Origin of the sequence: Sneathiella aquimaris (assembly GCF_026409565.1) — a bacterium.
Classification (GTDB): Bacteria; Pseudomonadota; Alphaproteobacteria; order Sneathiellales; family Sneathiellaceae; genus Sneathiella; species Sneathiella aquimaris.
In genome coordinates, this window is sequence record NZ_CP112881.1 from 87,076 (window position 1) to 113,813 (window position 26,738).

28 protein-coding genes are annotated in these 26,738 nt (G+C 50.1%); 5 read left to right on the top strand and 23 right to left on the bottom strand.

Annotated features, from left to right (window positions below):
- Positions 1–67: 67 nt before the first annotated feature.
- The 8 genes from ptsN to OIR97_RS00510 all read right to left on the bottom strand — a co-directional run bounded on the left by ptsN (position 68) and on the right by OIR97_RS00510 (position 6,743).
- Complete coding sequence (gene ptsN, locus OIR97_RS00475) at positions 68–526, bottom strand: PTS IIA-like nitrogen regulatory protein PtsN (protein WP_169543797.1); 459 nt, start codon at positions 524–526, stop codon at positions 68–70.
- A 53-nt stretch (positions 527–579) separates the two neighbouring features.
- Positions 580–1,173: a ribosome hibernation-promoting factor, HPF/YfiA family gene (gene hpf / locus OIR97_RS00480; RefSeq protein ID WP_169543798.1), complete on the bottom strand. Its 594-nt coding sequence runs from the start codon at positions 1,171–1,173 to the stop codon at positions 580–582.
- A gap of 131 nt (positions 1,174–1,304) precedes the next feature.
- Positions 1,305–2,858, bottom strand: coding sequence for an RNA polymerase factor sigma-54 (gene rpoN, locus OIR97_RS00485; protein WP_169543799.1), 1,554 nt, complete (start codon positions 2,856–2,858; stop codon positions 1,305–1,307).
- A 42-nt stretch (positions 2,859–2,900) separates the two neighbouring features.
- Complete coding sequence (gene lptB / locus OIR97_RS00490) at positions 2,901–3,680, bottom strand: LPS export ABC transporter ATP-binding protein (protein WP_169543800.1); 780 nt, start codon at positions 3,678–3,680, stop codon at positions 2,901–2,903.
- An 18-nt stretch (positions 3,681–3,698) separates the two neighbouring features.
- Positions 3,699–4,235 carry a lipopolysaccharide transport periplasmic protein LptA gene (gene lptA, locus OIR97_RS00495; protein WP_169543801.1) on the bottom strand — a complete coding sequence of 179 codons (537 nt, stop codon included), beginning with the start codon at positions 4,233–4,235 and terminating at the stop codon, positions 3,699–3,701.
- Between the two features lie 24 nt (positions 4,236–4,259).
- Complete coding sequence (gene lptC, locus OIR97_RS00500) at positions 4,260–4,940, bottom strand: LPS export ABC transporter periplasmic protein LptC (RefSeq protein WP_169543802.1); 681 nt, start codon at positions 4,938–4,940, stop codon at positions 4,260–4,262.
- Between the two features lie 11 nt (positions 4,941–4,951).
- On the bottom strand, positions 4,952–5,953 hold the full coding sequence (locus tag OIR97_RS00505) for a KpsF/GutQ family sugar-phosphate isomerase (protein ID WP_169543803.1): 1,002 nt from the start codon (positions 5,951–5,953) through the stop codon (positions 4,952–4,954).
- A gap of 175 nt (positions 5,954–6,128) precedes the next feature.
- Complete coding sequence (locus OIR97_RS00510; RefSeq protein WP_169543804.1) at positions 6,129–6,743, bottom strand: ribonuclease D; 615 nt, start codon at positions 6,741–6,743, stop codon at positions 6,129–6,131.
- Between the two features lie 205 nt (positions 6,744–6,948).
- Between OIR97_RS00510 and OIR97_RS00515 the strand changes: the two genes are divergently transcribed.
- From OIR97_RS00515 to eda, 3 genes are all read left to right on the top strand, one after another.
- Positions 6,949–7,302 (top strand): YigZ family protein, encoded by a 354-nt coding sequence (locus tag OIR97_RS00515; RefSeq protein ID WP_169543805.1) that lies wholly within the window; start codon positions 6,949–6,951, stop codon positions 7,300–7,302.
- Between the two features lie 175 nt (positions 7,303–7,477).
- On the top strand, positions 7,478–9,778 hold the full coding sequence (locus OIR97_RS00520) for a methyl-accepting chemotaxis protein (protein WP_169543806.1): 2,301 nt from the start codon (positions 7,478–7,480) through the stop codon (positions 9,776–9,778).
- A 206-nt stretch (positions 9,779–9,984) separates the two neighbouring features.
- Entirely contained in the window at positions 9,985–10,626 is a 642-nt protein-coding gene (gene eda, locus OIR97_RS00525) for a bifunctional 4-hydroxy-2-oxoglutarate aldolase/2-dehydro-3-deoxy-phosphogluconate aldolase (protein ID WP_169543807.1), read from the top strand.
- A 30-nt stretch (positions 10,627–10,656) separates the two neighbouring features.
- On the opposite strand, the gene OIR97_RS00530 is transcribed toward eda, so the two are convergent.
- Genes OIR97_RS00530 through OIR97_RS00550 form a run of 5 tightly spaced genes read right to left on the bottom strand, consistent with a single transcriptional unit; the run spans position 10,657 to position 15,755 of the window.
- Positions 10,657–11,457, bottom strand: coding sequence for an FAD binding domain-containing protein (locus OIR97_RS00530; RefSeq protein WP_267177748.1), 801 nt, complete (start codon positions 11,455–11,457; stop codon positions 10,657–10,659).
- A gap of 1 nt (position 11,458) precedes the next feature.
- Positions 11,459–11,959, bottom strand: a complete 501-nt coding sequence (locus OIR97_RS00535; protein WP_267177749.1) for a (2Fe-2S)-binding protein — start codon at positions 11,957–11,959, stop codon at positions 11,459–11,461.
- Positions 11,952–12,422, bottom strand: a complete 471-nt coding sequence (locus OIR97_RS00540; RefSeq protein ID WP_267177750.1) for an SRPBCC family protein — start codon at positions 12,420–12,422, stop codon at positions 11,952–11,954. Before OIR97_RS00540 ends, OIR97_RS00535 begins: the two co-directional genes overlap by 8 nt.
- A gap of 13 nt (positions 12,423–12,435) precedes the next feature.
- Positions 12,436–13,389: a dihydrodipicolinate synthase family protein gene (locus OIR97_RS00545; RefSeq protein WP_169543808.1), complete on the bottom strand. Its 954-nt coding sequence runs from the start codon at positions 13,387–13,389 to the stop codon at positions 12,436–12,438.
- Positions 13,386–15,755: a xanthine dehydrogenase family protein molybdopterin-binding subunit gene (locus tag OIR97_RS00550; protein ID WP_219821609.1), complete on the bottom strand. Its 2,370-nt coding sequence runs from the start codon at positions 15,753–15,755 to the stop codon at positions 13,386–13,388. The genes OIR97_RS00545 and OIR97_RS00550 overlap by 4 nt, the downstream gene beginning before the upstream one ends.
- 157 nt (positions 15,756–15,912) lie before the next feature.
- Between OIR97_RS00550 and OIR97_RS00555 the strand changes: the two genes are divergently transcribed.
- The gene (locus tag OIR97_RS00555) at positions 15,913–16,713 is read left to right on the top strand and encodes an aspartate dehydrogenase (RefSeq protein ID WP_169543809.1); all 801 of its coding nucleotides are present in this window, start codon (positions 15,913–15,915) and stop codon (positions 16,711–16,713) included.
- A 1-nt stretch (position 16,714) separates the two neighbouring features.
- On the opposite strand, the gene OIR97_RS00560 is transcribed toward OIR97_RS00555, so the two are convergent.
- The gene (locus OIR97_RS00560; RefSeq protein ID WP_219821610.1) at positions 16,715–17,680 is read right to left on the bottom strand and encodes a LysR substrate-binding domain-containing protein; all 966 of its coding nucleotides are present in this window, start codon (positions 17,678–17,680) and stop codon (positions 16,715–16,717) included.
- Positions 17,681–17,818: 138 nt separating this feature from the next.
- Here OIR97_RS00560 and OIR97_RS00565 point away from each other — a divergent pair, with 138 nt between their 5' ends.
- On the top strand, positions 17,819–18,379 hold the full coding sequence (locus tag OIR97_RS00565; RefSeq protein WP_169543810.1) for a 3-hydroxyanthranilate 3,4-dioxygenase: 561 nt from the start codon (positions 17,819–17,821) through the stop codon (positions 18,377–18,379).
- 118 nt (positions 18,380–18,497) lie between these two features.
- Here OIR97_RS00565 and OIR97_RS00570 read toward each other — a convergent pair whose 3' ends face one another.
- The 9 genes from OIR97_RS00570 to OIR97_RS00610 all read right to left on the bottom strand — a co-directional run bounded on the left by OIR97_RS00570 (position 18,498) and on the right by OIR97_RS00610 (position 26,675).
- The gene (locus OIR97_RS00570; protein ID WP_169543811.1) at positions 18,498–19,766 is read right to left on the bottom strand and encodes a TRAP transporter large permease; all 1,269 of its coding nucleotides are present in this window, start codon (positions 19,764–19,766) and stop codon (positions 18,498–18,500) included.
- Positions 19,767–20,333, bottom strand: coding sequence for a TRAP transporter small permease (locus OIR97_RS00575; protein WP_169543812.1), 567 nt, complete (start codon positions 20,331–20,333; stop codon positions 19,767–19,769).
- A 78-nt stretch (positions 20,334–20,411) separates the two neighbouring features.
- On the bottom strand, positions 20,412–21,398 hold the full coding sequence (locus OIR97_RS00580) for a TRAP transporter substrate-binding protein (protein ID WP_169543813.1): 987 nt from the start codon (positions 21,396–21,398) through the stop codon (positions 20,412–20,414).
- Between the two features lie 263 nt (positions 21,399–21,661).
- Positions 21,662–22,378, bottom strand: coding sequence for a copper resistance protein B (locus OIR97_RS00585; RefSeq protein ID WP_169543814.1), 717 nt, complete (start codon positions 22,376–22,378; stop codon positions 21,662–21,664).
- The gene (locus OIR97_RS00590) at positions 22,375–24,153 is read right to left on the bottom strand and encodes a copper resistance system multicopper oxidase (RefSeq protein WP_169543815.1); all 1,779 of its coding nucleotides are present in this window, start codon (positions 24,151–24,153) and stop codon (positions 22,375–22,377) included. The genes OIR97_RS00585 and OIR97_RS00590 overlap by 4 nt, the downstream gene beginning before the upstream one ends.
- A 58-nt stretch (positions 24,154–24,211) precedes the next feature.
- On the bottom strand, positions 24,212–24,778 hold the full coding sequence (locus OIR97_RS00595) for a cupredoxin domain-containing protein (RefSeq protein WP_169543816.1): 567 nt from the start codon (positions 24,776–24,778) through the stop codon (positions 24,212–24,214).
- 152 nt (positions 24,779–24,930) lie between these two features.
- Positions 24,931–25,269, bottom strand: a complete 339-nt coding sequence (locus OIR97_RS00600; protein ID WP_169543817.1) for a hypothetical protein — start codon at positions 25,267–25,269, stop codon at positions 24,931–24,933.
- 138 nt (positions 25,270–25,407) lie between these two features.
- Positions 25,408–26,067 (bottom strand): ChrR family anti-sigma-E factor, encoded by a 660-nt coding sequence (locus OIR97_RS00605; protein ID WP_169543818.1) that lies wholly within the window; start codon positions 26,065–26,067, stop codon positions 25,408–25,410.
- Complete coding sequence (locus tag OIR97_RS00610; RefSeq protein ID WP_219821611.1) at positions 26,064–26,675, bottom strand: sigma-70 family RNA polymerase sigma factor; 612 nt, start codon at positions 26,673–26,675, stop codon at positions 26,064–26,066. The genes OIR97_RS00605 and OIR97_RS00610 overlap by 4 nt, the downstream gene beginning before the upstream one ends.
- Between the last annotated feature and the right edge of the window lie 63 nt (positions 26,676–26,738).

A 26,738-nucleotide genomic window follows, 5' to 3' on the forward strand; every position in this document is an offset into this window, starting at 1 on the left:
CATGGACGGGATAGTATCAGGCCTGTGTGAAATTTCTGTGCGATGCCGCACAATAATTCTCAGTTTTTCAGGCGGCAATACTATCGTCTGTCAGAACAGCAAAAAGGGCATCCGCACTTTCCGTGCCCCGCAATTTCTCGCACCGGCCGGAGTCGCGCAGAGTCCGGGACACTCTGGCGAGTGCCTTCAGATGGTCTGCGCCCCCCTCTTCAGGTGCGAGCAAGACAAAGACCAGGTCGACAGGCATGTCGTCCATGGCATCAAAATCCACGCCCGATACCAGGCGTGCAAAGAAACCTTGAATGCGATCAATCGAGGAGAGTTTGCCATGCGGAATGGCAATACCCTGACCGACACCAGTTGTGCCTAGCCGCTCTCTCTCGATCAAAACGTTCAATATCTCTCTTTCGTCGCACCCTGTGACGGCTGCGGCCCTGCGAGACAGTTCCTGCAGTGTTTGTTTTTTACTGCTTGCCTTGATATCGGCAAAAACTGTTTCCGGGCTGATAAGATCAGCTATTTCCATGGTCTCTTGTCTTGTTACCAAATTTGCTGACTGGATACAGCGTCTTTACTGTTTCATCCAGCCTTTTCCATTTTAGGATCAATCCAGCCAATATTGCCATCCGGACGCCGATACACAACGTTCAGGCCTTTTGTTCCGGAATTCTGGAACATCATGGCAGGCAGGTTGGCTAAATCCATCCTCATTACAGCCTCTCCGACTGAACAATCCGGAATATCCTCGCTTTGTTCGGCGATGATAATCGGTTGCCACTCGTCGCTAACTTCGACCTCGACCTCTGGTTCTTCTGTTTCAGGGGCGATCACATAGGATTGCGCGGCCATTGCTCTTTTGGCCTTCGCACGTTCCTTGCCGTGGTGATCTTTGAGGCGTCTTTTATATCTTCTGAGTTGTTTGTCAATGCGTTCGGCTGCCAGATCAAAACAAGAATGGGCATCTGTGTGGTCTGAGGATGCGGTAATATCTATCCCGGACCCTATATGGACACTGCACTCAATATGGAAATTATGGTTTTTTCGGCTAAGGGTAACCTGGGCATCTATCGCGTTGTTAAAATATTTTGAGACCCGCTCGTTTAGGGTGGAATCAATGTATTCTCTTAAGGAATCTCCAACGTCGACTTGCTTACCTTTAACAATCACATGCATGTGCTGATCCAATTCTTCTAGTAAATCTCTTATCTATCACAGATCGAAAATTAAAGTCTGGATAGGTTACTTAAGTTATTGATTTCAGTATTATATTTGTACAGGTGGTTCCATTTTTCTAGCTCCCGTTTTTAGGTGGTGAGAAGCTTTTTCTGTCGTCTGCGTTCAACAGACGATGGGATATTCAAGGCGTCTCTGTATTTTGCCACGGTGCGCCGTGCAATATCAATCCCTTCGCGTTTCATAAGCTCAACAATCTTGTCGTCGGAGAGAATAGCGTTGGGCTTTTCATCGTCCACAAGCTGCTTGAGTTTGTATTTAACAGATTCTGCTGAATGAGATATTCCTCCTCCTGATGTAGAATTGATGGCAGAGGTAAAGAAATACTTAAGTTCGAACACGCCACGTGCCGTTGCAAGATATTTATTCGCTGTAACGCGACTCACCGTGCTTTCATGCATTTGAATGGCATCGGCGATTGCCTTGAGGTTCATGGGTTTCAGATATTCAATTCCCTGCGTGAAAAACATTTCTTGCTGGGCGACCAGTTCAGTCGCGACTTTCAGGATTGTGTTTGCCCGTTGATCCAGGGATTTTACAAGCCAGTTCGCTGTATTCATACATTCTGAAATAAACTCCTTTTCCTGTTTTTTCAGGGGCTTATTACTGATTTGTGCATGATATCGATTGTTTACAAGAACTTTCGGCAGGGTTTCTGTATTTAGTTCAATATGCCAGCTTCCATCCGGGTTTCGGGAGACAAAAACATCCGGAATAACGGTGTTGGAAACATCATGTCCAAACTTTAACCCGGGTTTCGGATCCAGCTCGCGGATTTCACTGACCATTTCTGTGATGTCTTCGCGATCTACCCCACAGAGGGACATCAGAGTTTTCAAATCCCCACGCGCTAGAAGTTCCAGATTATCAAGCAGGGCAGCCATCGCCGGATCATATCGATTTTTATCTTTTAACTGTAAGGCAAGGCATTCGGCAAGATCCTGAGCGAAAACCCCGGAAGGCTCGAACCCTTTGAGAATGTCCAGTGTTTCCACAACCAACTGTTCCGCGCAGCCAAGGGTTTCTGATATTTCGCCTGTATCTCCGGTGAAATAGCCGGCGTCTGAAACCAGATCAATAAGGTAGGTTGCAATGAATTTCGTCGGCGCGGGTAAGGGCAGAAGGCTGAGCTGGCCTGTCAGATGGTCCTGCAAAGACAGGTCTTCGGCCAGTGTATTTTCCAGACTGAATTCTGATCCGGAATAGCCGCTGCTGCTTGTTGTGGCCGCCAGATACCCGGAATCGGTCGCGTTCGCTGCGGGACTTTCATTTGCACCATCCGCTGCGCTGTCATTGTTGTACAGGTTGTCGTAATCAGTATCCAGGGGGCTTTCAGATGTTTCGGGTAGCGCTGTTGCGTCGCCAAGGGATAAATCGGTCAGTGCAGTACTGTCGGCCCCTTCTTCACCAAACCCCGCATCATTGTCCGAGACGACCTCTGCGGGTTGGTTGACATCTAGATCCGCATCCCCGCGCTCTAGCAGCGGGTTTTTTTCAAGTTCCTGTTCGATGAAATTAGCAAGGTCCAAGTTGGACAACTGCAAAAGCTTGATCGCTTGTTGCAATTGCGGAGTCATTACAAGCTGTTGACCCTGCCGAATATCCAGTCTTGGCGTTAAGGCCATTTTTTCTCCCGATCTCCAATTTTCTGATCATTGGTGTGTTGATCAGAGATTGAAGCGATCCCCTAAATATACGCGTCTTACACTTTCGTCGGCGACAATTTCCGACGGGTTGCCTTCCTTTATGACATGACCATCGTTAAGAATGTATGCTCGATCAATGATTTCAAGCGTTTCTCGCACATTATGCTCTGTAATAAGAACACCAATGCCCCGATCTTTCAAATGAGAAATCAAATCTCGGATATCGCCAACTGCAATGGGATCAATGCCGGCAAAGGGCTCATCGAGCATGACGTAATTTGGTTTGCCGGCAAGTGCCCGGGCAATTTCAACACGCCGCCGTTCCCCGCCTGAAAGGGCAATCGCTGGCGTCCGGCGCAAGTGAGAGATGGAAAATTCTGCTAACAGTTCTTCCAGCATATTTTCCCGTTTGGCCCGGATGGGTTCAATCAATTCCAGAACTGAGCGGATATTCTGCTCGACAGTCATGCCGCGAAAAATGGAGGCTTCCTGCGGCAGATAACCGATCCCCAGCCGTGAACGGCGGTACATGGGCATGTGGGTTACATCAATCCCGTCCAGCGTGACGGTGCCATAGTCGGCACTCATAAGACCAGAAATGATATAAAAGCAGGTTGTTTTACCGGCACCGTTTGGCCCCAGAAGGCCTACCGCTTCGCCGCGCCTTACAGTGATGTCAACGCCGCGTAATACAGGCCGCTTCTTGAAAGATTTCCCAATATTCTGGGCTGTCAGCCCGCTATTTTCTGCGACGAGACGAGGACCGCTTTCTTCTGAATTTATGTCTATGTTATCGGTCATATGTCATCCGGTGGTCTGTTACTGTTTCTTTTGCGGTACAAAAATACCGCGCACACGACCGCCAGTTCCATCAATTCGGCTTTTCCCCGAAACAAGATCCAGTGTCATTTTTTGACCGCGCAGGACGCTTTGCCCCTGAGTGAGAACGACATTGCCGGTCAATTGAATTTTCTTTTCAACAACATCATAAAAGCCTTTATCGCCCTTTGCCGTTTCACGGGGGCTGGATAAAAACACATCGCCAAGTGCATCGATTTTACGAATGTTGGGTGGGTTTTCTGTATCAGAAGCAGAGCTTTTTTTGCCGTTCTGCGAATAATATACCAGTAATTTTGCAGCTTTTAAGCGGATATCCCCTTGAATGACCTGAACGTTTCCTTCAAAGGTTGCGATCTGCTTTTCCTGTTGAACTTCCAAAGAATCTGCAAGAATTTCAATTGGTTGATCGGTATCAAACCCGCCGCCCAATGCTGATTGAGCCGAGACGTTCTGGATGCCTGCCAGACTAAAAAGCAGGAAAAAAGCTGCAAGGGTTCTACTGATCATAAGTTTCATCTATTCGTCCGGCGTTGCCAGTTCTTACGGATACAAAATCATTTTTACATTGCCTTCGAAGCGAATGGTACCATTTAATTGCTTGGCCACAAGCCTGTCAGCTTCAAATTCGCCCAAAGGACCATGCCCCTTCATGCCTTCCTTGCTTTCAATGACCCGCTCGCGCAGCTTAACATGAGCGCTTTCAGCGTAGATCTGGTTCCCGTTGTCAGAGAAAATCTCGATACCGCCGTGTAAATCCAGATAGCCGGTATCCGGGTTGAGACGCCCACTTGGCGCAGTCATGGACAACCATTGTCCGGTCTTCAGCGTAATATCCGCCTGAAGATTGGTCAGATCGACCTCTTTGGAATTAATATCCGGCTGTATCGCACTGTCTGCGGTGACAACATATTGCTGGTTTCCATCATCGCTAGACAAAAACCGCGGGTTTGACATCCGGGTCTCGGTCGGGCTTGTGGTCACCTTTTTATATTCAAGGGTGATGGCATCTTCTTCCTTTTCGAGGCTGGGCAATAGAAACACCACCGCGATAAGGATAAGTGCCAGTGCGGGGAGCGCAAGTTTCATCACAGAAACAAAACTTGTATATCGCTTTGCCTGATGCTGAAGAGATTTTGCAAGTTCCGGTATGTCCTCCATCACGACCGGTGTAACCGTCTCGGGGGCAAGGCCACCGCCGGACTGATTATTTGGGGAGGACATATTTTCCATTCTTACATAACGCCGTTGCGCAGGCAGTCATGGACACTCAGGACACCGACCGGGACCACCCCTTCGAGCACAAACAGGCAGGTGATCCCGTTAAAACCGGTCTGGTTCATTTGCGCCAAAGCTTCGGCCGCCAAGGCACCGGGTTTTGTTGTTTGTGGCTGGGTGGTCATGACCTCACAGGCTTTCTTGGTGAGTAAGCCTGCTCCCATATGGCGGCGTAAATCACCGTCTGTAATGATACCGGCAAGCGCCCCTTGCGGATCAAGAATACCGACACAACCAAACCCTTTGGCAGACATTTGCAGCAAGGCTTGATCCATGAGCGTGTCCTGATCAATTAACGGCATTTCATCGCCGCGATGCATAAGATCCCCAACCTTGATGAGAGAACTGCCCAGTTTGCCGCCCGGATGGAAAACATGAAACTCATCCGGAGAGAAACCTTTGCGTTCCAGCAGGGCGATCGCCAAAGCATCGCCCATGGCAAGCGTGAGTGTTGTTGATGTCGTGGGGGCCAGACCAATCGAACAGGCTTCGGGGGCATCGGGCAGCAGCAAGGCAACATCGCTTCGCCGGCCCAGTGTGCTGTCCGCTTTGCCAACAATCGCGATCAGCGGGATATTAAACCGTCTTGTATAGGCAATAATATCGCCCAGTTCTTTTGTCCCGCCTGAATTGGACAGGCATAAAACAACGTCTTCGCGGGTAATCATGCCCAGATCGCCATGGCTGGCCTCGCCAGGATGGACAAACTGTGAGGGTGTTCCAGTAGATGCAAACGTGGCAGCTATTTTTTTACCGATGTGCCCGCTTTTTCCCATGCCGGAAATAATCACACGGCCAGTGGCATTGGCGATGATATCAAGGGCCTTGATAAACTCACCGTCCAGCGCCTGTTGCATTTGCACGATGGCATCGGCTTCAATTTGCAGAACCCGCCGGGCAGAGACCAGATCTCGTTGGTCATCCAGACGTGCCGTTTTTGTATCCTCTGGAAGTGTCATACTGATCTTCAATCCATTTTGGAATATCAAACTATCAATGAGCTGGCGCCATGACGGTCATTCCCTCCGAATATAGGAGAGTTTCCTGTCCTTAACAAGAGGCGGGGACGCCCGCAAATAATTCAATATTATCAGGTTCCTATTTCCGAATGACAGTTACATGAACCGGCTGGGTTCATGAATGGGCGAAGATATCTGTCTCATCCCAGCCCACCAGATCCAGTTCGGCGCGTACAGGCAAAAAGTCAAAGCATTCCTGAGCCAATTCTGTCCGGCCTTCACGTTCCAGCATGATGTTTAATTTATCGCGCAACTGATGAAGGTACAAAACGTCTGATGCGGCATATTCCTGCTGCGCCAGTGTCAGTTCTGCGGCGCCCCAGTCAGAACTTTGCTGCTGCTTGGAAATATCAACATTGATCAGTTCCTGGCACAGATTTTTCAGGCCGTGGCGGTCAGTATAGGTCCGGACCAGACGCGATGCGATCTTGGTGCAGTAAACCGGGCGACAGGTAACCCCCAGATACTTTTGAATAACCGCAATATCAAAACGGCCAAAATGAAAGAGTTTGGTCCGTTCCGGATCTGCCAGTTGTTTGGCAAGATTGGGTGCGTCATAAGTCTTGCCATCAAATTTGACCAGATGAGCATCTCCATCCCCGGCCGAGAGCTGTACCAGACAGAGGCGGTCGCGATGCGGCAGAAGGCCCATGGTCTCTGAATCAACCGCAATCTCGTTTCCAAGATCAATATTCGCCGGTAAGTCACCGTGGTGGAGGTAAATGGTCATTCTGTATCCAGTTGGTAATAGTGGTATCAATGTTGGCCTTCAAGCGGGACCTTTAGACTGATCCTTAGCCGTAACCGGCATAAATTTCAATGCCTGAGACAGAAGCGGTGCGCACAGGAAGGCGAAAATAAACCGGTGAGAGGTTCTTTCCTGAGGGCTTTTCCGTTAAAAAATGGTCTGACATTCATTTTACCAGGCAGAGTATATGAACATCTTTAGCAATGTCCTTTCCGATAGAGGCTCTAAATACGCCGTCTCTGGTGTGCCTGTAAAAAGCCGTCAGGAAGCCCGGCAAATGTTGAAGTCTTTAAAGAAAGACAAAAAATTTGCCAAGGCAACCCATAATAGCTGGGCCGTTCTTCTGTCTGAAGAGGGACCTGTTAAAAATGATGATGGGGAAGGCGGCGCGGGCCGGATTATTCTGCAAATGCTGGAAGGGGCTGCCTTGCAGGATCACATGATCATAGTCACGCGTTGGTACGGTGGGGTTAAGCTGGGCGGCGATCGTTTTCGGCGCGTTCAGGATTGCGTTCGATACTATCTGGATCAGTTGAAATAGCCACGGAACCGGCCGCCAGAATAGTCGAAAATCTCTCTTTCTACAATTTTAGAGAAATTTAACCCTCCCCCATTAATATCACGAAATCATTATAAGAGTCGGTCGTGACGACGTGTGGGGGAAATGGGTAACGAATATGCTTACGAAATTAAAAAACTTGTTTCAAAATTCAAAAATGAAAAAGAAACAGGCATCCACTGGTAAGCCGGTTTATACAAAATTCGGCATTGGATATCGGTTGGTTGCTGCCTTTTCTGCAGTTACGCTCCTAACCGTGCTGATTAGTATTTTTGGCTGGTTTAGCCTTGATGTTCTGACAAATGCGCAGGATAAAACGGCCAAGCATGATATTCCGTCGATAGCGTTGGCTTTGAAGCTTGCAAATGATGCCACAGAAATTTCTGCTATTGCACCTCGCCTGGGTTCAGTTTCATCAGATCAGGAACGTCAGCAGGTCGTGGTGACCCTGAATGCCGCCATTGCACAGGCAAATTCACGGCTGGGGGAATTGAACGGCTTCATTGAAGACAATGACTCTCTGCGAGCTATTTCTCAAAACCTGCTGCAATTGGAGCCGCTACTGGAAAATCTGGATGGTAGCGTGAAAGGCCGGCTCTATTTTGCAGAGCTTCGAAAAGAAAAACTGAAGCAACTGGAAGAATTTCGCAGTATTCTGGACAAAGGTATTGGATCCCTGCTGTTCCCAACCCGTATGAAGTTATTCAATGCGGCCGATGGGTGGGAAGAGTTGCTTGAAGAATCCATTGAAACCGCATTGACCGGCAAACAGCCCGAATATGATACCGAGCCCTTAAAGCAGGCAGCCACGGAAGCCATGACCGGTCAGGAAGCCGTTTTCCGTGTTCAGTCATCCGGTTATCTGCTGATCAGCCTGCTGGCTGAAGGGGCTTTGGCTGAAAATCCTGAAACAGTCGAGAAACTGATGACGCAATTCCTGTCGTCTATTTCCAGTATGGCAACCCCGCTGTCAAAAATTGGTACCGAGAAGAACAAGAAATTTGTCGCCAAGTTTGATGAACTTTTTGAAAATCTTTTGACAATTGGATCCCGTGGTTCCGATGAGGAAGTCATTTTTACCATCCGGATCAGAGAATTAGGTGCGGCAAAAAATGCAGAAGAAATACTGGCAAAAAGTCGGGATCTTGCTGAAACCCTGACAAAGAATGTAAATGCATTTGTTGCGTCCATTGAAAGTGATATTCAGCAGGTGAATGAGGAAAATCACGTTCTGGCAGAAAACACCAAGGTTTCCCTGGCGGTGGCTGCGTTGATTTCTGTTTTGGTCGCGATCGCGATCGCCTGGTTCTATATTGCCCGCAATATTGTGAAACGTCTTCTGATGATGGTTGATTCAGCCCGTAAGTTGTCCGAGGGAGATCTGGAATCCAGTATCTACCGCGAGGGGAATGACGAGATTGCGCGCCTTGGCTTTGCCATTGTGGGCTTCCGGGATTCTGCGCGGGAGGCTAAAGCCGCCCGTATTCAGGAAGAGCAGGAGCGCGTTCGCCGCGAAGCTGAGAAGGAACAGCAACGTCAGGAGCAGATCGAAAATGATCGACGCCTGAACGAAGAAAAAGAACGCCTGACAGAAGAAGCGGAAGCCAAGAAGGTTGAAGAGCTCAATCGATTGGCGGACGAATTTGAAGGCAGTGTTAAACATCTGGTGGAAAGCTTCTCTGCCGCAACAACCGATATGAACACGATCTCCGGTTCCATGAGTGGATCCGCAGAACAGACATCCTCCCTGACACAGACGGTCGCGTCTGCGTCACAGATTTCCAGCAGCAGTATTAATGCTGTTGCCTCGGCTGCCGAAGAATTGACTTCGTCGATTTCGGAAATCAGTCAACAGGTTGGGCAGGCAGCGTCAATTGCCGGGGACGCGGTAACCGAAGCAGAGCGCTCCAACGTTATGATAACAAGTCTGAATGAAGCGGCTGCCAAAATCGGGGATGTTGTCGAATTGATCAGTGATATTGCCGAGCAAACCAACCTTCTGGCGTTGAACGCGACGATCGAAGCGGCCCGCGCAGGAGATGCGGGTAAAGGCTTTGCCGTGGTTGCGAGTGAAGTGAAAAATCTGGCAACACAGACCGCAAAGGCAACGGAAGAAATCACCAGTCAGATCAAATCCGTTCAGCAGGAAACAGGAAACGCTGTTCTTGCAATTGGCGGGATCAGTTCAACGATCAGCCGGATCAGTGAAATCAACACCACAATTTCGGCTGCTGTGGAAGAGCAAGGGGCGGCGACCAACGAAATCAGCCGCAGTGTTCAAAAAGCAGCGGACAGCGCGAATGAAGTGTCTGAAAATATCAACACGGTGAACGAGACAGCCAGTAAAACGGGAAGCTCTGCGACGGAAGTTCAGGGTGTCGCCCAGAAACTGGCCCAGGAGGCAGGAAACCTTCAGGAAGAAGTCGACCGTTTCCTCAAGCAGGTTCGAGCCGGATAGCCGGACCGGCAAGGATGAAGATGAACCCGGCAATTTGCCGGGTTTTTTCTTGCCTTGATCGTTACACTGATGACCATATTTCTTTAGTCAGAAAAAGGGTAGCGTTCTGGCGGGTCTTCCGTCAGAATTTGGAGTGAGGGACTAAACGGCAACAGGCGGGCTGAAGGCCACGCTGATTTCAACGAAAAAAGAAATGGACCAGAAGGATGCGTACTCAAGTTTCTAAACTGATCGGTGCGGCAAAAGTCATACCGGTGTTGGTGATCGATGATCTGGATACGGCCGTGCCTCTTGCCCACTGCCTTGTAGAGAACGGATTGCCGGTTTTGGAGATTACCTTGCGTACGCAGACGGCCCTCGGTGCGATAGAACGGATCTGTAACGAGGTCGAAGGCGCCATTGTTGGTGCAGGAACGATCCTCGGTGCAGATGATCTGGCAGCGGCCCGAAAAGCAGGGGCTGTTTTTGGTGTGTCCCCCGGGATGACCCACGAATTGCTGGACAGCCTGAAGCAGTCAGATCTGCCGTTTTTGCCCGGTGCCGCGACGGCCAGTGAGGTGATGGCCTTGCGCGACGCTGGATTTAAGGAACAAAAGCTGTTCCCTGCCGAAGTGGTTGGCGGTACGTCCTTTATCAAATCCGTGGGCGGGCCTGTTCAGGATGTGTCCTTTTGCCCGACAGGGGGCATCCGGTATGATAATATGGAACAATATCTGACATTGCCTAATGTGATGGCGATTGGCGGAACCTGGATTGCGCCAAAAGAACTATTGCTGCGCAAAGAATGGGAAACCATTGGAAGTCTGGCCTTTGAAGCCTCAATCAAGGCGGCCTCCTTCGCAGGATGACCAATGCGGTGTCATTATTAGCGGTTGGTGTTACCTGGCGGCGCAAACAAGTTTCTGTGTGAGCGATTTAATCAGATGCGCCCTGTAATCGGCCTGTCCGTGTAGGTCGCTCATCAGATTATCCGGGCTGGGTGCGAAATCTTTCAGCGCCTTAATGCTGAAGGTTCCGGCTAACCTTTCTTCGGCTTCGGTAAGCCTGAAAACACCGTTGCTACCGGCCCCGGTTACAGCTATTCGGACCCTGGCGTCGCCGAATCTTGCAAGAAAAACCCCGACCAGGGCATAGCGGGATATGGGATTGGCAAATTTTCGGTAGCCGCAAAAGGCTGGTTTTGGAAAACTGACAGAGGTGACAATTTCAGTATCCTGCAGGGCCGTTTCAAACAGATCTTCAAAAAAATCGTCTGCATGAAGGGTACGTTTGTTGGTGTGAACCGTAGCACCTGACCCTAACAGGCCCGCCGGATAATCCGCGGCAGGATCATTGTTCGCGATTGACCCGCCGAGGGTTCCCATATTGCGGATGAGCGGATCCCCGATTTTACCAGCCAGAAACGCAAGGCCGGGTAAATATTGACGGATGATCGATGAAGCCGCAACCTCCCGATGAAGCGTCATGGCGCCAATTTCGATCCTGTCGCCCTTGTCCCGAATGAAAGAAAGGTCAGGGATATGCCGAAGATCAATAAGGTCAGTTGGTGCAGCAAGCCGTTGTTTCAGGGTTGGGATAAGGGTCTGGCCGCCTGCCAGAATTTGTGGATCATCCCGTTGCGCCAACACTGTTTCGGCGTCGTTCAAGGTCGCAGGGCGATGGTAGTGTGTTGCATACATTTCAGGTTTCGCGATCTGTGTTTTTGTGTTGATCCGTGCCGCATTTAATTGCTTCGATAATTGAAAGGTAACCGGTGCATCTGCAGATATTCCCCTCCAGTTCTTCTTTGATAATCCCATCGTCCAGCGGGCCGGGATGACGGTTGCAGATATCCAGTGCTGTCATGATCATGCCCGGGGTACAAAACCCGCATTGAAGTCCGTGTTTTTCCTGAAAGGCTTTTTGCATAGGGTGCGGGTTTGCCTCTGAGCCAATGCCTTCGATGGTGGTGAGTGTCGCGCCGTCGGCCTGCTGGGCTAAAAGGGAACAGGATTTTACTGCATGACCGTTCAGGTGAACAACACAGGCACCGCACTGCGACGTATCACATCCCACATGGGTTCCTGTGAGGTTCAGATATTGACGGATGAAGTCCGACAAAAGCATTCGATCGCTAACCTCTGCCTTGACCTTTACCGTATTGACGGTCATGGAAATCGGGCTTGACGGATCCTCATCCATCGGCGTTTTCCAAGGCAGTCTCTTGGTGAAACTGTTCTTCAAAGCTGTTGAAAAACTGAGTGGCCATTTTCCTGGAGGTGGAGGCCACAAGTCGCTGGCCCAGCTGTGCAAGCTTTCCGCCAATAGCCGCATTTACCTGATATTTGAGAAGAGTTTTTCCATCCTCGGCATCGGCGAGGATGACCGTTGCATCCCCTTTGGCAAATCCGGCTATCCCGCCACTTCCCTGACCGGTGATCCGATAAGAGTCTGGAGGACACAGATCGCAAAGCTCTACGGCGCCCTTGAATTTTGCTTTTACCGGGCCGATTTTGGCGGTTACAACGGCGGTGAATTCCGTGTCTGAAAGCTTCTCAAGTTCCTGACATCCGGGAATACAGGATTTAAGAATTTCCGCGTCATTTAGTGCCTGCCAGACCGCTTCACGAGGGGCTGGCAGCAGATATTCTTCTGACATTTCCATTGGAAAAAGGTCCTTAACGTTTTAATCCACACTGCTCGAAAGCGGTTCGGGTCGCTGTTTTTTCATCTTCGGTCAGTTCGATCATCGGTCGGCGAACAAAGCCGCCTGTCTGACCCAGAAGATCCTGCCAGTATTTCTGATGGGACTGCGGTTTACCGCCGGGGCGGGTATTTTTAAGCGCATCTCGCACCGGATTCAGACTGTCGCGGACTTTGCGGGCTTCCTCAAATTTGCCGGCAAAGGCCAACTGCGTGTAGTCATGCATCCGGCGATCGTTCTTGGTTTGAAGAAGGTATGGCGGCGAGGAACAAAGGTAAAGCTGCCAGTTCAATTCGATAATATTGTCGAGCCATTCTTCTTCTGATGCCGTGCTGACAAGGATTTTGTCACCCGCAAGCTTGCTGAGCTCAACATACATATCCCGCGGAACGCTGTATTTAATAGCAATGATATTAGGAAGATCAGCAATGCGGTTGCAGAGTTCCGGGCTCATCAGATACCCACTGTCAGGGTGGCTCCACATGGCAATACCAATATCGACCCGGTCGCTGATATATTTGTAATAGTTATAGACGATTTCGTCCTGATCCTTGACGAAATGCAGGATGGGGGCATGAACCACAATATAGTCCGCGCCATTTTCCTGTGCATGCTGGGCCAGATCCAGAACCACATCCATATTCTGGTCTGAGCAGGACATGATGGTTCCTGCCCGTCCATTGGTTGCTGCCACGGCCAGATCAAACGTGCGCTTTCTTTCTTCCAGGGTCATCGAGAAAAATTCACCCTGCTTGCCAGCGATAAACAATCCTTCGATGTCCAGATCCTCCACCCAATGGCAAATATTGTTCTGGAACGCGTCTTCATCGATACTGCCATCGGCCTTAAAAGGGGTCAGGGCCGCCGCCCAGATGCCCTTCATGTTCTGGCGGGCATAGGCTTTTGCGTCTGATTTGGTATATTTCATGGGATTTTGTCTCCGTGTTGTGCGCGTTTCAGGGCGCGCCAGATTTTTTCACTGGTCAGGGGCATTGTCAGATCGGTAACACCGAACGGCCGCAAGGCATCCAAAGCAGCGTTCATAATTGCGGCAGGTGCACCAATGGTTCCAGCCTCTCCGACCCCTTTTGCCCCCAGGCTATTGCAGGTGGACGGGGTCTGGGTGTTTGAAATATGGATGTTGGGCATGAGATCGGCACGGGGTAAGCCGTAGTCCATCAAGGAGCCGGTTAGAAGCTGGCCGTCTTCGTCGTAAACGATTTCTTCAAGGGTTGCTTCGCCAATCCCTTGGGCAATACCGCCAACGATTTGTCCGTGCACCAGCATGGGGTTAACCAGCCTGCCCGCGTCATCGACACAAAATATATCTTCAATGGTCATCTCGCCGGTTTCGGCAACAATCTCAACGGTCGCAAGGTAACTTCCATATCCCCAGGCTTCTCCGTCGGATTCAAACCTGTAATCGGCTTCCAGTTGCGAAGGGTTTTCTGCCAGGTTGGCAAGTTGCGCCAGTGACCAGCTTTGGCCAGTGTCTTCCAGCACAAAGTGACCGCGATCATCCAGCGAAATGCTGGACTCGTCCATTTGCAGGGATCGGGCAAGGAGGGCTTTAAGCTGCGCCAGCAGTTTTTCAGCGCATCCCAGAAGCGCACTACCACCTATTCCGGTGGACCTGCTGGCCAATGCGCCGACGCCAGATGGGCAGGTGCGACTGTCGCCATGTTCGAGGGTAATTTTGTCCAGCGGAGCGGCGAATACATCACTGACAATTTGACTGAACGCGGTTTCGCGGCCATGACCCTGACTGCTGGTCCCGGTGGCCGCTATCAAATGGCCGTCTTTGGTCAATTTAATATGGGCCGTTTCCCACCCAACACCCGAAGGTTCCACATAACAGGCCAGACCAATGCCAAAAATCCGGCCTTCTGCCCGACGTTTTTTCTGCCGTTCCCGTAAGGCAGGATAGTCTGCAAATTCTGACAGATGGGTGAGAGCCGCGGGGTAATCCCCCGTATCCAGCTTACGTCCGCTGACCGAGACATGGGGCAGGGCTTCAGCGCTGAGCAGATTTTGAAGCCGCAGGTCTAACGGATCGCGTCCCAGCTTATAGGCCGCCTCATCAATCAGCCGTTCCATGATCATTGCGGCTTCCGGCCGACCTGCACCTCGGTAAATCCCAACGGGGGCCGTGTTGGAAAGGGCTCCTTTCGTCGTTAGATCCACGCGATCAATATCATAGGGGCCGGGTAATATCCGCACGGCATTCCACGCGGGTACTGTTGCGCTATAGGTCAACCAATGTCCAAGAGGGGCAAGGGCCTCAGCTTGTAAACTAACGAATGTCCCGTCAGAACGCAGGCCCAATGTTGCGCGGGTCCGAATACCTCTGCCATGACTGGCAGACTGGAGATCTTCGCCGCGGGTTGATGTCCATTTGGTGGATTGTCCAAGTCTTTTGGCAGCCCAGACGGTGAGGATTTCTTCAGGATACAGGGACGCCTTCATCCCGAACGCGCCGCCCACATCCCGTGATATTACTTGGATGCTGTCCAGATCATGGTCCAGAATTTCAGAAAGATCGGTTCGCGCGCGATGCGGCGTTTGAGATGCAATCCACACAGATAAAGTGTCAGATGCTGTCTCCCATTGGACCGTGATGCTTCTGGGCTCCAAGGCAGAAGGCGCCACTCTTGGATGCTGGATGTCAAGGCTGACAGATTGTTGGGCCGGGACGGCATCCGTCGTCCAATTGTCTGATCGCCAATTTTCCTCAAAGGCAATGTTGTCGGTAAATTCTGAAAATAGAGGCCGGCTTTGTTCTGGGTCTGAGTGACCAAGAACCGTGTCTTCTTCTTCGATTTCAAGATAGATCAGTTCAAGGGCATCGGTTGCCTGCAAAGCAGTTTGTGCGATCACCGCGACAATCGGCTGGCCAACCGCCATGACCCGTTTGTCCGCAAGCAGGGGATAGTGGGTTTGTTTGGCATTTTTGATGATCGGGTTGACCGACAATCCTGCAATATGCCGGGTATCATCGGCTGTAAAAACGGCTTTGACACCGGGGGCGGATAAAGCGCCATCGATCTGAAGGTCTGTAATCCTGCCGCTGGGATAGGAACTGCGCAGAAATTTAACATGCAGGCAGTTTTCTGGGGTCACATCATCGGCATAACAGCCTTCCCCACGCACCAGCCGTGCATCTTCGATCCGCTTGACGGGTTGTCCGATGGACACTCTCTGGGGCTCTATTTGCGTAGAGTTGGCGTGAGAAGGCTGGCGCAGGATCATAAGGGGCTCGAAACCGTAATGGGCTGTATTGACATCATAATTCACGGTCCTCCAAGACCGGCATCCGTTAAAAAATACACGGCTTTGATATCAAAACAATTCAAAATAGTGTAATTAGGTATAACAAAATTATATACTAAAACCGGCCGGGTCGCTGCTTATAACAAAGACCAAATGACAACAGGAAAAGGGGACAGACCGCATGCTTAAAATTGCTCTCATTGGCTACGGGACAATCGCTGGATATGTGGCGGATCAATTGCGGGATCGGTCAGAGGTTCAGATTACGCAGGTTCTTTGCCGGTCAGGTCGGGAGGATGCGGCCCGTCAAGCGCTGGGAACAGCGGTAATCCCAGTGACGGATGTTCAGGCGTTATCAGACGATCTTTCATTTGTTGTGGACTGCGCAGGGCATGGCGCTCTCCGGCAATTTGGACCTGATATTCTGTCCCGCGGTCTGGATTTGGTCACAGTCTCCAACGGTCTTCTGGCAGATCAAAACATGAAAGACCAGCTCGAAGCCTCCGCCCGGCGAGCAGGCTCGAAACTTCATCTATTGTCAGGGGCCGTTGGTGGTATGGATGCGCTGGCGGCGGCGTCTGCCGGGGGATTGACGAGGGTAGTTTATACTGGGCGCAAGCCTGTGGCGGGGTGGCGCGGAACGGCAGCCGAAGACGTTGTCGCACTGGAGAGTTTAACAGAAGCCGCCGTTCATTTTGAAGGAACAGCGCGGGAAGCGGCGCTTCGATATCCAAAAAATGCAAATGTGGCAGCGACAATCGCACTGGCGGGGATCGGTCTTGATCAGACAGAGGTCAAACTGATCGCAGATCCGGGGATCCAGAAAAACTGCCATCAGGTTGAGGCTGAAGGGGCATTTGGCCGCTTCACTTTTACCATTGAGGGAGAACCACTGCCAAAAAATGACAAATCATCAGCCTTGACGGCAATGAGTGTGGTCCGCTTTATTGAACAGCGCGAAGCGCCAGTCCAGATTGGATAAATCAGATGGTTTCCTGCTGAATAAGCAGCGCGATCTCGCGCAGTTTATCTGCAAAGGCTGCCGCCGCAGGCGATAGGGTTGCATTGCGCCGATAGGAAATCCCTACAGGACCGCGAACGGTCTTGAATTTGAACGGCAGTGAGACAAGGGTGCCTCGTTCCACGTCTTCTGCAATAACGTGATATGGCAGCACGGTGAGCATATCCGTCCGGCTGATGATCCGTTTGTTGGTAAGCAAAGAAACAGACTCAACACCATCCACAGGCGGCGACAGTTCCATTTTCAGAAACTCTTCTTCCAGCTGGCGGCGCATGGTTGTCTCCCGTGGGGGGAGGATCCAGTCCCAATCCAGCAGATCTGCATGCCGGATCTTTTGCATTTGGGTCAGTGGATGTTCTTTTCGCGCAATGATTGACACTTGTTCTTCAAACAGTGGTTCCTGCAGGACATCTTTACGAAATCTGATTTCCGGCAGTCTGCCGACCACAATATCGATATCGCCGGTCAACAGCGCAGGAATAAGCAGATCGTTTGTGCCTTCTTTGATAACGATGGAAACATTGGGGCGCTCTTTGCGTAACATTTCAACAGCGGCAGGAAGCAAATGGGCGGATGCCGCCAGCAGGGTGCCCACAACAACCCGGCCACCGGTTCCCTCTGCAAGGTCATCCAATTCCTGTGCGGCTTGGGAAATCTGCGATAAAATAAGCTTTCCATGCCGGGTCAGGGCTTCCCCATATTTGGTGGGAATAGCCCCGCGGTTTGATCGTTCGAATAATTTAACCCCAAAATCTTCTTCAAGATCTTTCAGCAGCTTGGTCGCGGCCGGTTGGGAAATATTCAGGGAGGTTGCCGCGTGTAAAATGCTCGCATTCTCGGCAATGGCGACCAATAACCGCAATTGTTTGAGTTTGAGACGCGTTGCAATGCGTTCGACGATATTAAAATGCCGGCCAGGTTTCATCATGGCCTGTTATATAAAAATGGAATATCCAGTTCAAGTTAATTCACTTGCCGAGGGGTCACCCGCTGCTTTAAATTTTACTGGAATTGATCCCTGATCACTGAAAATGAGCAGGGCAGACAGAGAAACCGGGAGATAGAAGTGGACCACCCTTCTTTAAAGGCCTTCAACTTTGCAAAATGGGTTGAGGAAAATGAACATCTGTTGAAACCCCCTGTTGCTAATAAAATGCTGCACACTGACACAGGTATGATTGTCATGGTTGTCGGAGGGCCAAACACACGGGTCGATTTTCATGATGATCCTGTTGAAGAATGGTTTTACCAGTATCGCGGTAATATGGTGTTGAAAATCGCTGATAATGGCAAAATCTATGATGTGCCGATCCGCGAAGGGGAGGTTTTCTTCCTGCCGTCTCACGTGGTTCATGCACCGCAGCGACCTGAACCGGGTTCAATCGGTATTGTGGTGGAAAGCCCGCGCATGTTTGGCATGAAGGAAGCGTTTCAGTGGTATTGCTTTGAATGTGAGGGGCTTGTTCACCGGATTGAAGCAACCTTGACGTCACCGACGGGTATTGTAGAGCAGCTACCGGATATCTATGACGCATTTCACAAGGATATTGATGCCAGAACATGCCCTCATTGCGGGGCACTTCATCCGGGCAAAGGAAGCCCGCCGGATGGTTGGGTCAAAACCTGACATGTGAACGTTGATCGTTCCAGAAAAAGGCCATTCCCGGTTCCGGAATGGCCTTTTTTAATGGGTATCCATAGGGGCCAAGCAAAAAAGCCCGGGGGCCTGCTGATTATATCACCAATTACAGCGCTTTTTGCAGCGCGGTAACCAGCCAGGGTTGCCAGATCAACAGCAAAAGAATGAACATGGACATGGCAAGGAAGGGAAGCAGGGCTTTGAATATCGCGGTTGGTGGCACGCGCGACATGGAGGCTGCAACAAACAGGCCACTTCCCACTGGAGGGGTAAGCAGGCCGAGCACCAGATTAAGACAGACAATCACGCCAAAATGATAAGGGTCGATCCCATAAACATTGACGGCAATGGGCAGCAGGATCGGGACGACCATGACCAGCGCCGCGATACCGTCAATAACCATACCGACCAGCAGCAAGGCCAGATTGACCAACAAAAGAAAAACCAGTGGATCGTCACTGAGTGCGGCAAGCCAGGCGGCAACTGTTTGCGGTAGCTGTTCAAATATCAACGCCCAGCCCAGCAGGTTCGCCCCGGCGACCATAAAAATGACAGCTGACGAATTGAGGGCCGTATTGAACAGCAGGGTTCCAAAATTTCTGAACTGCAACTCTTTATAGACATATTTGCCGATCACAAGGGCGGCCACCACGGCGATCGAGGCGGATTCTGTTGGTGTGGCAATGCCCAGTAAAATGCCACCGATAATGACGACGGGAATAATCAGTGATGGCAGGCCCATTAACAGATCGGATCGGGCTTCGCTTAACGTAATCTTTGCGGATTTTGGATAGTTATATTTAAAGCCGAGCAGGGCGACCACAAGGATGAAGCCGGTACCCATCATCAGGCCCGGCACGACACCGGCAATAAACATATCGCCGATGGGGATTTGGGCCAGAACGCCATAAATCACAAACAGCATGGACGGCGGAATAATCGGGGACATCAGGCCACCTGCGGCGGTCAAAGCCCCTGCATAGGCCCGATCATAGCCTTTTTTCTCCATTTCAGGGACCATGACGTTGGACATAACGGCGATTTGTGCAACAGCGGATCCCATGATGGACGCCATCATCATATTGGCAATCAGATTTACATAGGCAAGGCCGCCCTTGAACCCACTGACAAAGACGGATGCCATAGCCACCAGCCGTTTGGTCAATCCCCCTTCGTTCATGAATTCGCCAGCCAGCATGAACAGCGGAATGGCCAGCAGGCCATAGCTTTCGATACCGCCAAACAGTTGCTGGGGTAAAGAGTCGAACAGGCCGAAATTTCCGGAATTGAGGATATACCCGATGGCTGTTGTCATGACGACAATGGCGATAGGCAGACCGATCAACAGAAGAATTATAAAGAGCGCTAAAATCATTTAGTCAATTCCTCCTGTTGTCGTGCGATCTGGCATTGTTTCGCGGTTGGCCAGCGAGTCTGTCAGGTTGGCAAGGGCATGTATGAAAATTGTGGTGAAGGAGAGCGGCAGGATCAGCCAAATCCAGAATTTTTTAAGGCCGATTGTATTGGTTGGTTCATCATATATGAAGTTGAAGCTATCTGCCGAGAAAGCCTCGAAATCAAAGCCAGAATTCGTCAATCCAACGGGATCATACCAACTCCAGATAAGCCATAGCATAAAGGCCGAAAAACACAGGATGATGCCATCGATGACAATGTTTAGAAAATGTCGCGTCTTGGGCGAGACCGTATCAAAGATCAGGGTAACGGCAATGCGATGCCGTTTTCGAATGGCAACCGAGGCGCCGGTAAAAACAACCCAGATCATGCAATAGATCGCGGATTCATCGACCCAGTAAAGGGCATAGGAAAAGGATCGGGTAACAACGTTCAAAAGGATCAGGCCCAGTAAACTGGCCATTAAAAATTTCAGGGCAGCGCTTTCCAGTTTAAGCAAACTGTCTGACATGCGGCTGATGAACATAAACGGATCCTCAAAAACAAACTGGGAGAAGCGAGTTCTCCCAGTATAAACACAGTTACAGTTTGAAGAATATGCTGCTTATTGCGCAGCTTCCCTCAATTTTTTAAGCGCAGGCGCCTTATCGCCCCAGATTTTTTCCCAGTCTGCGATCGCACTGGTGAAAAATGCCGGACCCGCTTTGATTACCTTTACATCCAGCGCGTTCATTTTGGCCAGCCAGGGACCTTCCAGTTCTGTATATGTATTGATCACGCCATCCAGATGTTTGCCCATCAGGTCAGAAATCTGTGCGCGTTCTTCTTTTGACAGGTTTTTCCATACTTTGGCCGACACCAGACCCACCATGGGGAACATCATATGATTTGATTCCACAATGGTTTTGGCGTGGTCGTAATATTTTAGTTTGATGATCAGTTCTACATCCATATCGATTGCATCGACCTGACCATTGGCAAGCGCATCATACACGGCGGGCAATGGCATTGGTGTTGGGGCAACGCCGACCGCATTGTAGAAATCCTTGATTGGCTCAAATGGCGTGATCCGCAGCTTTTTGCCTTTCAGGTCATCAGCGGAGGAAACCTCATCCCGCGAGACGATTTGACGAAGGCCCGCCATCCCGTAACCGACGCCAACAACCCCGACTTTTTTAGGCAGGGTTTTCAACAGATCTTTCGCGGCATCGCTGCGCAATATCCGGGCGGCGCTCTGAATGTCTTTGGCAAGATAGGGGGCGTAAAAAGCGCCGAAATCAGGCACTCTGTTGGAGACTTCTGCAATCGTCAGGAACGCCATATCAAGGCTTCCAGATTGCAGCATCTGGATCATCTGTGCTTCATTGCCGAGCTGACGTGATGGGAAAACGGCAACGGAATGCTTACCGCCACTCGCTTCTTTCAGCTCATCACCAAAAGCGTTCGCCGCCTTTGTCCAGGTATGCGGGGGTGGCGTGATCAGGCCCAACCGAAATTCTTTTGCCATCGCTGATGTTGCCGCGGTAAGGCTTCCCAAAGCGAGGGCTGAGGCAAGGACAACGCCATACGCTCTTTTTGCAGTTTGTTTCATGTTTGATCTCTCCCATTTAATTTGCTGGGCATTTTCCGGTTGTGATTTTATGGGAAATGCGGCCAGTAACTTCTGAAATTTTGCTGGTTCAGAAGTAAATCCAACCAGAGACTACTGAAGTTTGACCAAAAAGAATAATGTCTAATCGTGATTTTGGTATCACGAAATCAAATACCTGACTTGCGGTTATATTCTGTTGAAAGGGTGATGTCCGGTTGGGCAGTTGAGGCAGTCCGTTCGCCTCAACTGCTGTTGGGTAGGGATTAGAACATAAACTTGGTTCCAAGAACAAATTGCCATGCTCCTGCTTTTTCCCCTTCTTCTTTGGCCCAGTCTGCTGTCTGGCCAAAGGTTCGCTCGTAAACCACGCCCACATAAGGAGAGAGGGCGTGATCCCAGACATCGTAACTTAATCTGACGCCCAGTTCGGCGCGATTGAAACCAGATCCGGAATTGATTTCACGGTCACTGGAAAACGCGCCTGAAAGTTCAGCCGATGGGGTCAGGATCAGAGAGTTGGTCAGCAACAGCTCATACTCGATGTCCAGACTCATTGAAACGTCGCCTTTTTCACTAAGATACAGGTCTGCATCCACCTCAAACCACTGCGGGGCGAGCCCTACAACGCCGATCACGCCAAACAGTCGATCCGGGCCCTGAGGACTATCAATTCGGACACCGCCTTTCAGGTCCCAGAAATCTGCAATGGGCGTTTGCAGGGTTACCTGGTTGGTCGCAGCTTCCAGAATGTCTTTCTCAAGGTCATATTCACCATTACTTTCCCACCGAATTTTCAGGCTATCGTTGCCATAAAAAGCATCGCCATCCCAAACCAGAAGAGTATCGCCGTCGTCGGATGCCCGAAATTCAAGCGTTTCCAATTGAACGCCATAATAGGGCTCTTCCGCGCGGGCCAGGCCGATTACGAATAGAAAGACAAAGAAAGCATTTAACGCCGGGGTTAAAAGAAAGCGGATCATTGAACGGCCTCCTTGTCGGAAGAAGAGGGCGCCGCATTGTCTGGACCGCCGATTACCTCAATTTTACGAAACATGCCGCTGGCTGCGTGATAGGAAAGATGACAGTGAAACGCCCACTGACCTTCCGCATCGACTTCAGTTTCAGAATAAACTGTTGTTCCGGGTGCCACACTAATCGTGTGCTTGACCGGATCCCACTTACCGGCGCCTACATCCAATATGCTCCACATGCCATGCAAGTGCATTGGGTGGGTCATCATGGTTTCATTGACAAATTTAAACCGTACCCGTTCACCATATTGCAGGCGGATTGGTTCGGCATCGTCATATTTCACGCCATTTATCGACCAGATATACCGCTCCATATTTCCGGTTAATCTGAGTTCAATTTCACGCGTGGCTTCTCGATCCTCATAAAGTGGTTTCTGTGCTTTGAGATCGGCATAAGACAGGAACTTCCCGCCGTTTGCCGCTTTTGGCGTCAATCCACTGCCAGACGCATAAAACGGGTCCTCCTTATCAGGCTTGGACGTCATGTTGGAATGATCCATGCCTGCCATATTGCCCTGCTTCATGGACGTCATGTTGGAATGATCCATGCCTGCCATATTGTCCTGTTTCATGGACGTCATTTTGGAATGGTCCATGCCTGCCATATTGTCCTGTTTCATGGACGTCATGTTAGAATGGTCCATGCCAGCCATATTGCTGTGATCCATGCCCATATCGGCCATGGTCAGCAAGGGATCTTCTCGCATTTCTGGAATAGGGGCGGTCATGCCTGGCCGAGGGGCAAGGGTGCCCCGTGCATAGGCTGTACGCCCCATACTTTCCGCAAACAGGGTATAGGCCTTGTCGTCCATCGGACGGACGATGACGTCATATGTTTCCGCGACACCGATCCGAAGTTCGTCAACTTTAACAGGTTGCACGGGGTTTCCGTCGGCGGCGACCACTGTCATGGTGAGCCCTGGAATACGCACGTCGAAATAGGTCATGGCAGATGAATTGATCAAACGCAGGCGGATCCGGTCTGCGGGTTTAAACAATCCCGTCCAGTTCTGATCGGGGCCCTTTCCATTGATCAGTGGCGTAAAGCCTTGCAGGTCTTCAATATCGGTTGGCATCATGCGCATGCTTCCCCACGCCATGCGGTCCTTAAGTGTTTTTTCGAGGCCGTTTTCTGTGGCATCCTTGAAGAAATCCCCCACGGTCTGTTGCTTGCGATTATAGTAATCGGGCATCATTTTAAGATTGCGCATGATCCGATCGCCTGAATGGGGATGTTTGTCCGTGAATTGAACAACATAATCCCGATCATACCGGAAAGGTTCCCGATCTTTGGGGGTGATTACAATTGCCCCATAGGCGCCATCGGGCTCCTGAAAACCGGAATGACTGTGAAACCAGTAGGTCCCGGATTGGACGATCGGGAATTTATAGGTGAAGGTTTCCCCGGGGGCGATACCCGGATAGCTGATTTCCGGAACCCCATCCATCTGGTAGGGCAAAATTAAACCATGCCAGTGAATGGAGGTTTTTTCCGTCAGGTTATTGGTCACATTGATGGTGACTTCTTCCCCTTCCTTGAAGGTTAAAACCGGACCGGGAGAGGCCCCATTATAACCGATGCCTTCTTTTACAAACTCGCCGGTATTAATGGTGACCCGATCAACGCTCAGGTTATAGGTTTCGGCGGCTGCCGGGCTTGCCAAAACGGCAGAGAGCAGGGCCGTTACGGCCAGAGCCACGCTTTTTTCGAAATGAAATTTCATTGGACTTCCTCATTATGGAAAAGAGGGCACTCCCCGGTTAGGAGGAGTGCCTGCGGCCTTATTTGATCTGCATTTTTCCAAGCATTCCGGACTCGTAGTGACCGGGTATGTTGCACGCAAATTCAAGGTTGGTCTTTTCCGAAAAGGTCCAGATAACCTCATCAGATTTCCCAGGCTCTACCAGCACACTGTTTGGATCGTCATGATCCATCGTTTTGCCATTGCCCATGTCCATTTTCATCATGTCACGGTTTATTTTGTCCGCTTCCAATGCACCATGTTCCATCATCATCCTCATTTCTTCCTGATGCTTCGAATGCATTGCGGCAGTTCCGATATTAAATTCATGAACGAAGTCACCGGTATTCACGACTTTAAAACGGACAGTCTCACCCTTTTTGATGTTGATCTCTTCAGGTTCGTAATAATTATCCCGCATGATCACGGTTATTTCGCGGGTCACATCCGCGGCAGACCCTGCCTTACCGATTTTCGGTGCCTTGCCGCCATCATGTTGGTCATCATTATGGGTTCCGGACGCCACCGCCAGACCGCTCCCAAAGGTAAGCATGGCCAAAAGAGTCGCTGTTGAAAGGGTGTTCAAATATGTGTGTTTGATTTTCATAAGGGTATCCCTCAAACACATATCTTCAGTTGAGCAGACAACTTTGTCTCTCAGTTTCAGATATGTTTATCGATATAAAAATTAGAAATGGAACGGAAAGAACGACCGTGCGTGGAAACGCCGGGGCTCAATCCGATAAAGACAAATCTAGTTTATGATCGTGGAGGGTAGGGCAGCGGCCCTGTCTCGCGAGAATTGAGTTTATTCTCTACGGTAAAGAATTTGTGGTTTGACGAAAGAACGGAGGTCATTTGCACGGATACGGGCAGTAAGACATTCGTACAAACAACCATCCCGCAATTGTCAAAATGCGCTGTTGATCCGTGATGGGAAGAATTCTCTTCTTGTTGCTGAGAGAGTGTTGCAGAGGCAGGATCTGTTTGGTGATCCATTGATGCAAAGCTGTCGGACAAAGACAGGTCAAACACAAACAGCGTCGCCAACAGCAAAGCCATTGCCTTTTTAAACGTGCTTTTTTTCAACTCGGTCAACGCCAACTCAGAAAACCTCAATAATCCTATAACCGACATATAAACAGCCAGTAATCAGAATTCAAGAAATTTGGAACAGGGTCTGGTAAATTGGTGACAGGTTCAGATTACAGACGGTTTTCTGATCGCCGGCGTTGGTTATATTCCGACCAGCGGTTGTAAAAGCTTGCTGAAGAACCCAGAAAATTTCAACGGTGCATCCGTCGCAATCAGGCAGATACAATCTTTGTCAGTATCGGCAACCGGTTGATGGGTGATTGCACTGTCAAGGTCCGCAATATCACCGAACTGAAATCGTCCGAGTTCGTCAATATAGGACCCTTTCAGGATCATCGTGATTTCCTGACCTGTATGGCTATGCTCCGGTATAGGGGTGCCCGGTGAGATTTTCAGAAGCCTGAGAACTCCTTTTTTGCGGCTGCCATTTGATACTGACAAAGGATAATGGCTAACGCCGGGAATGAGTTTTTTCCACGGGATATCTTCCAGATGCACAGGCAACTGGCTTGCCAGCGGTGCAGGAACTCCCTTATCTACATACTCTGATGCAAAGGACAGATCTGCCGACGGGTCTTCCTGTTCCAGCATGTCAACGGAGGGCGGCGTGCTTATCACGTCACTTGGCTCAGAATCCAACAGATACAATGCTGCAATGTCTTCCATTAACTGCATATTTTTTCGGCATTCCGGGCAAAGCGCCAGATGGGTAGCCACAACGACAGAAATCGTTTCTGTCAATGTGCCATTTACATAGGCCATGAGCGTATCATCGCCGATATGATGTTTAATCGTATTCATGAAACACCGTCTAATTCGTTCCGTATTTTACCAAAAGCCAGTCGAATGCGCGATTTGACTGTCCCAAGAGGCAAATTCAAGGCCTCTGCAATTTCCGCATGGGATTTGTCTTCGTAAAAAGACATTGTAATGATCCTTATCTGTTCCGGCGGCAATTTCGCAACGGCCTTCCGAATAATGTTGCCCTCTTGTTTGCGGCTTACCGATTGTTCCCCGGTTTCGGGGCTGTCCGGAATGTAACTTGGATCATGGGGATCTGGTTCAGGTCGTAAATCCTTCCGTATCCGATCGATCTTCACATTCCGGGCAATCGTATAAATCCATGTAGAAGCGGAGGCTTTGCTACTGTCGAAAAGTCGGGCTTTCTGCCAAACCTTCAACATTGTTTCCTGCAGAATTTCTTCTGCATTATTTTCCATGACGCCCTGCGACAACAAGAAAGACTTGAGCCGAGGAGCGATGGAATGGAAAAGACGGTGATAGGCCTTTTGATCCTGTAAACGAGCGATTGCCGTCAGATCATCGTTCAGATCGTTTGGGGTGGCGTTATTTGCCATTGTCCCTCGCTTCGTGTCGTCAATCGATACTGTTCGATTAGGTTGTCCCACCAGCTCTTCCTTACCGCTTCTGTATAATCTGTATACGCAGACAAATTAGAACTGGATCAGCAG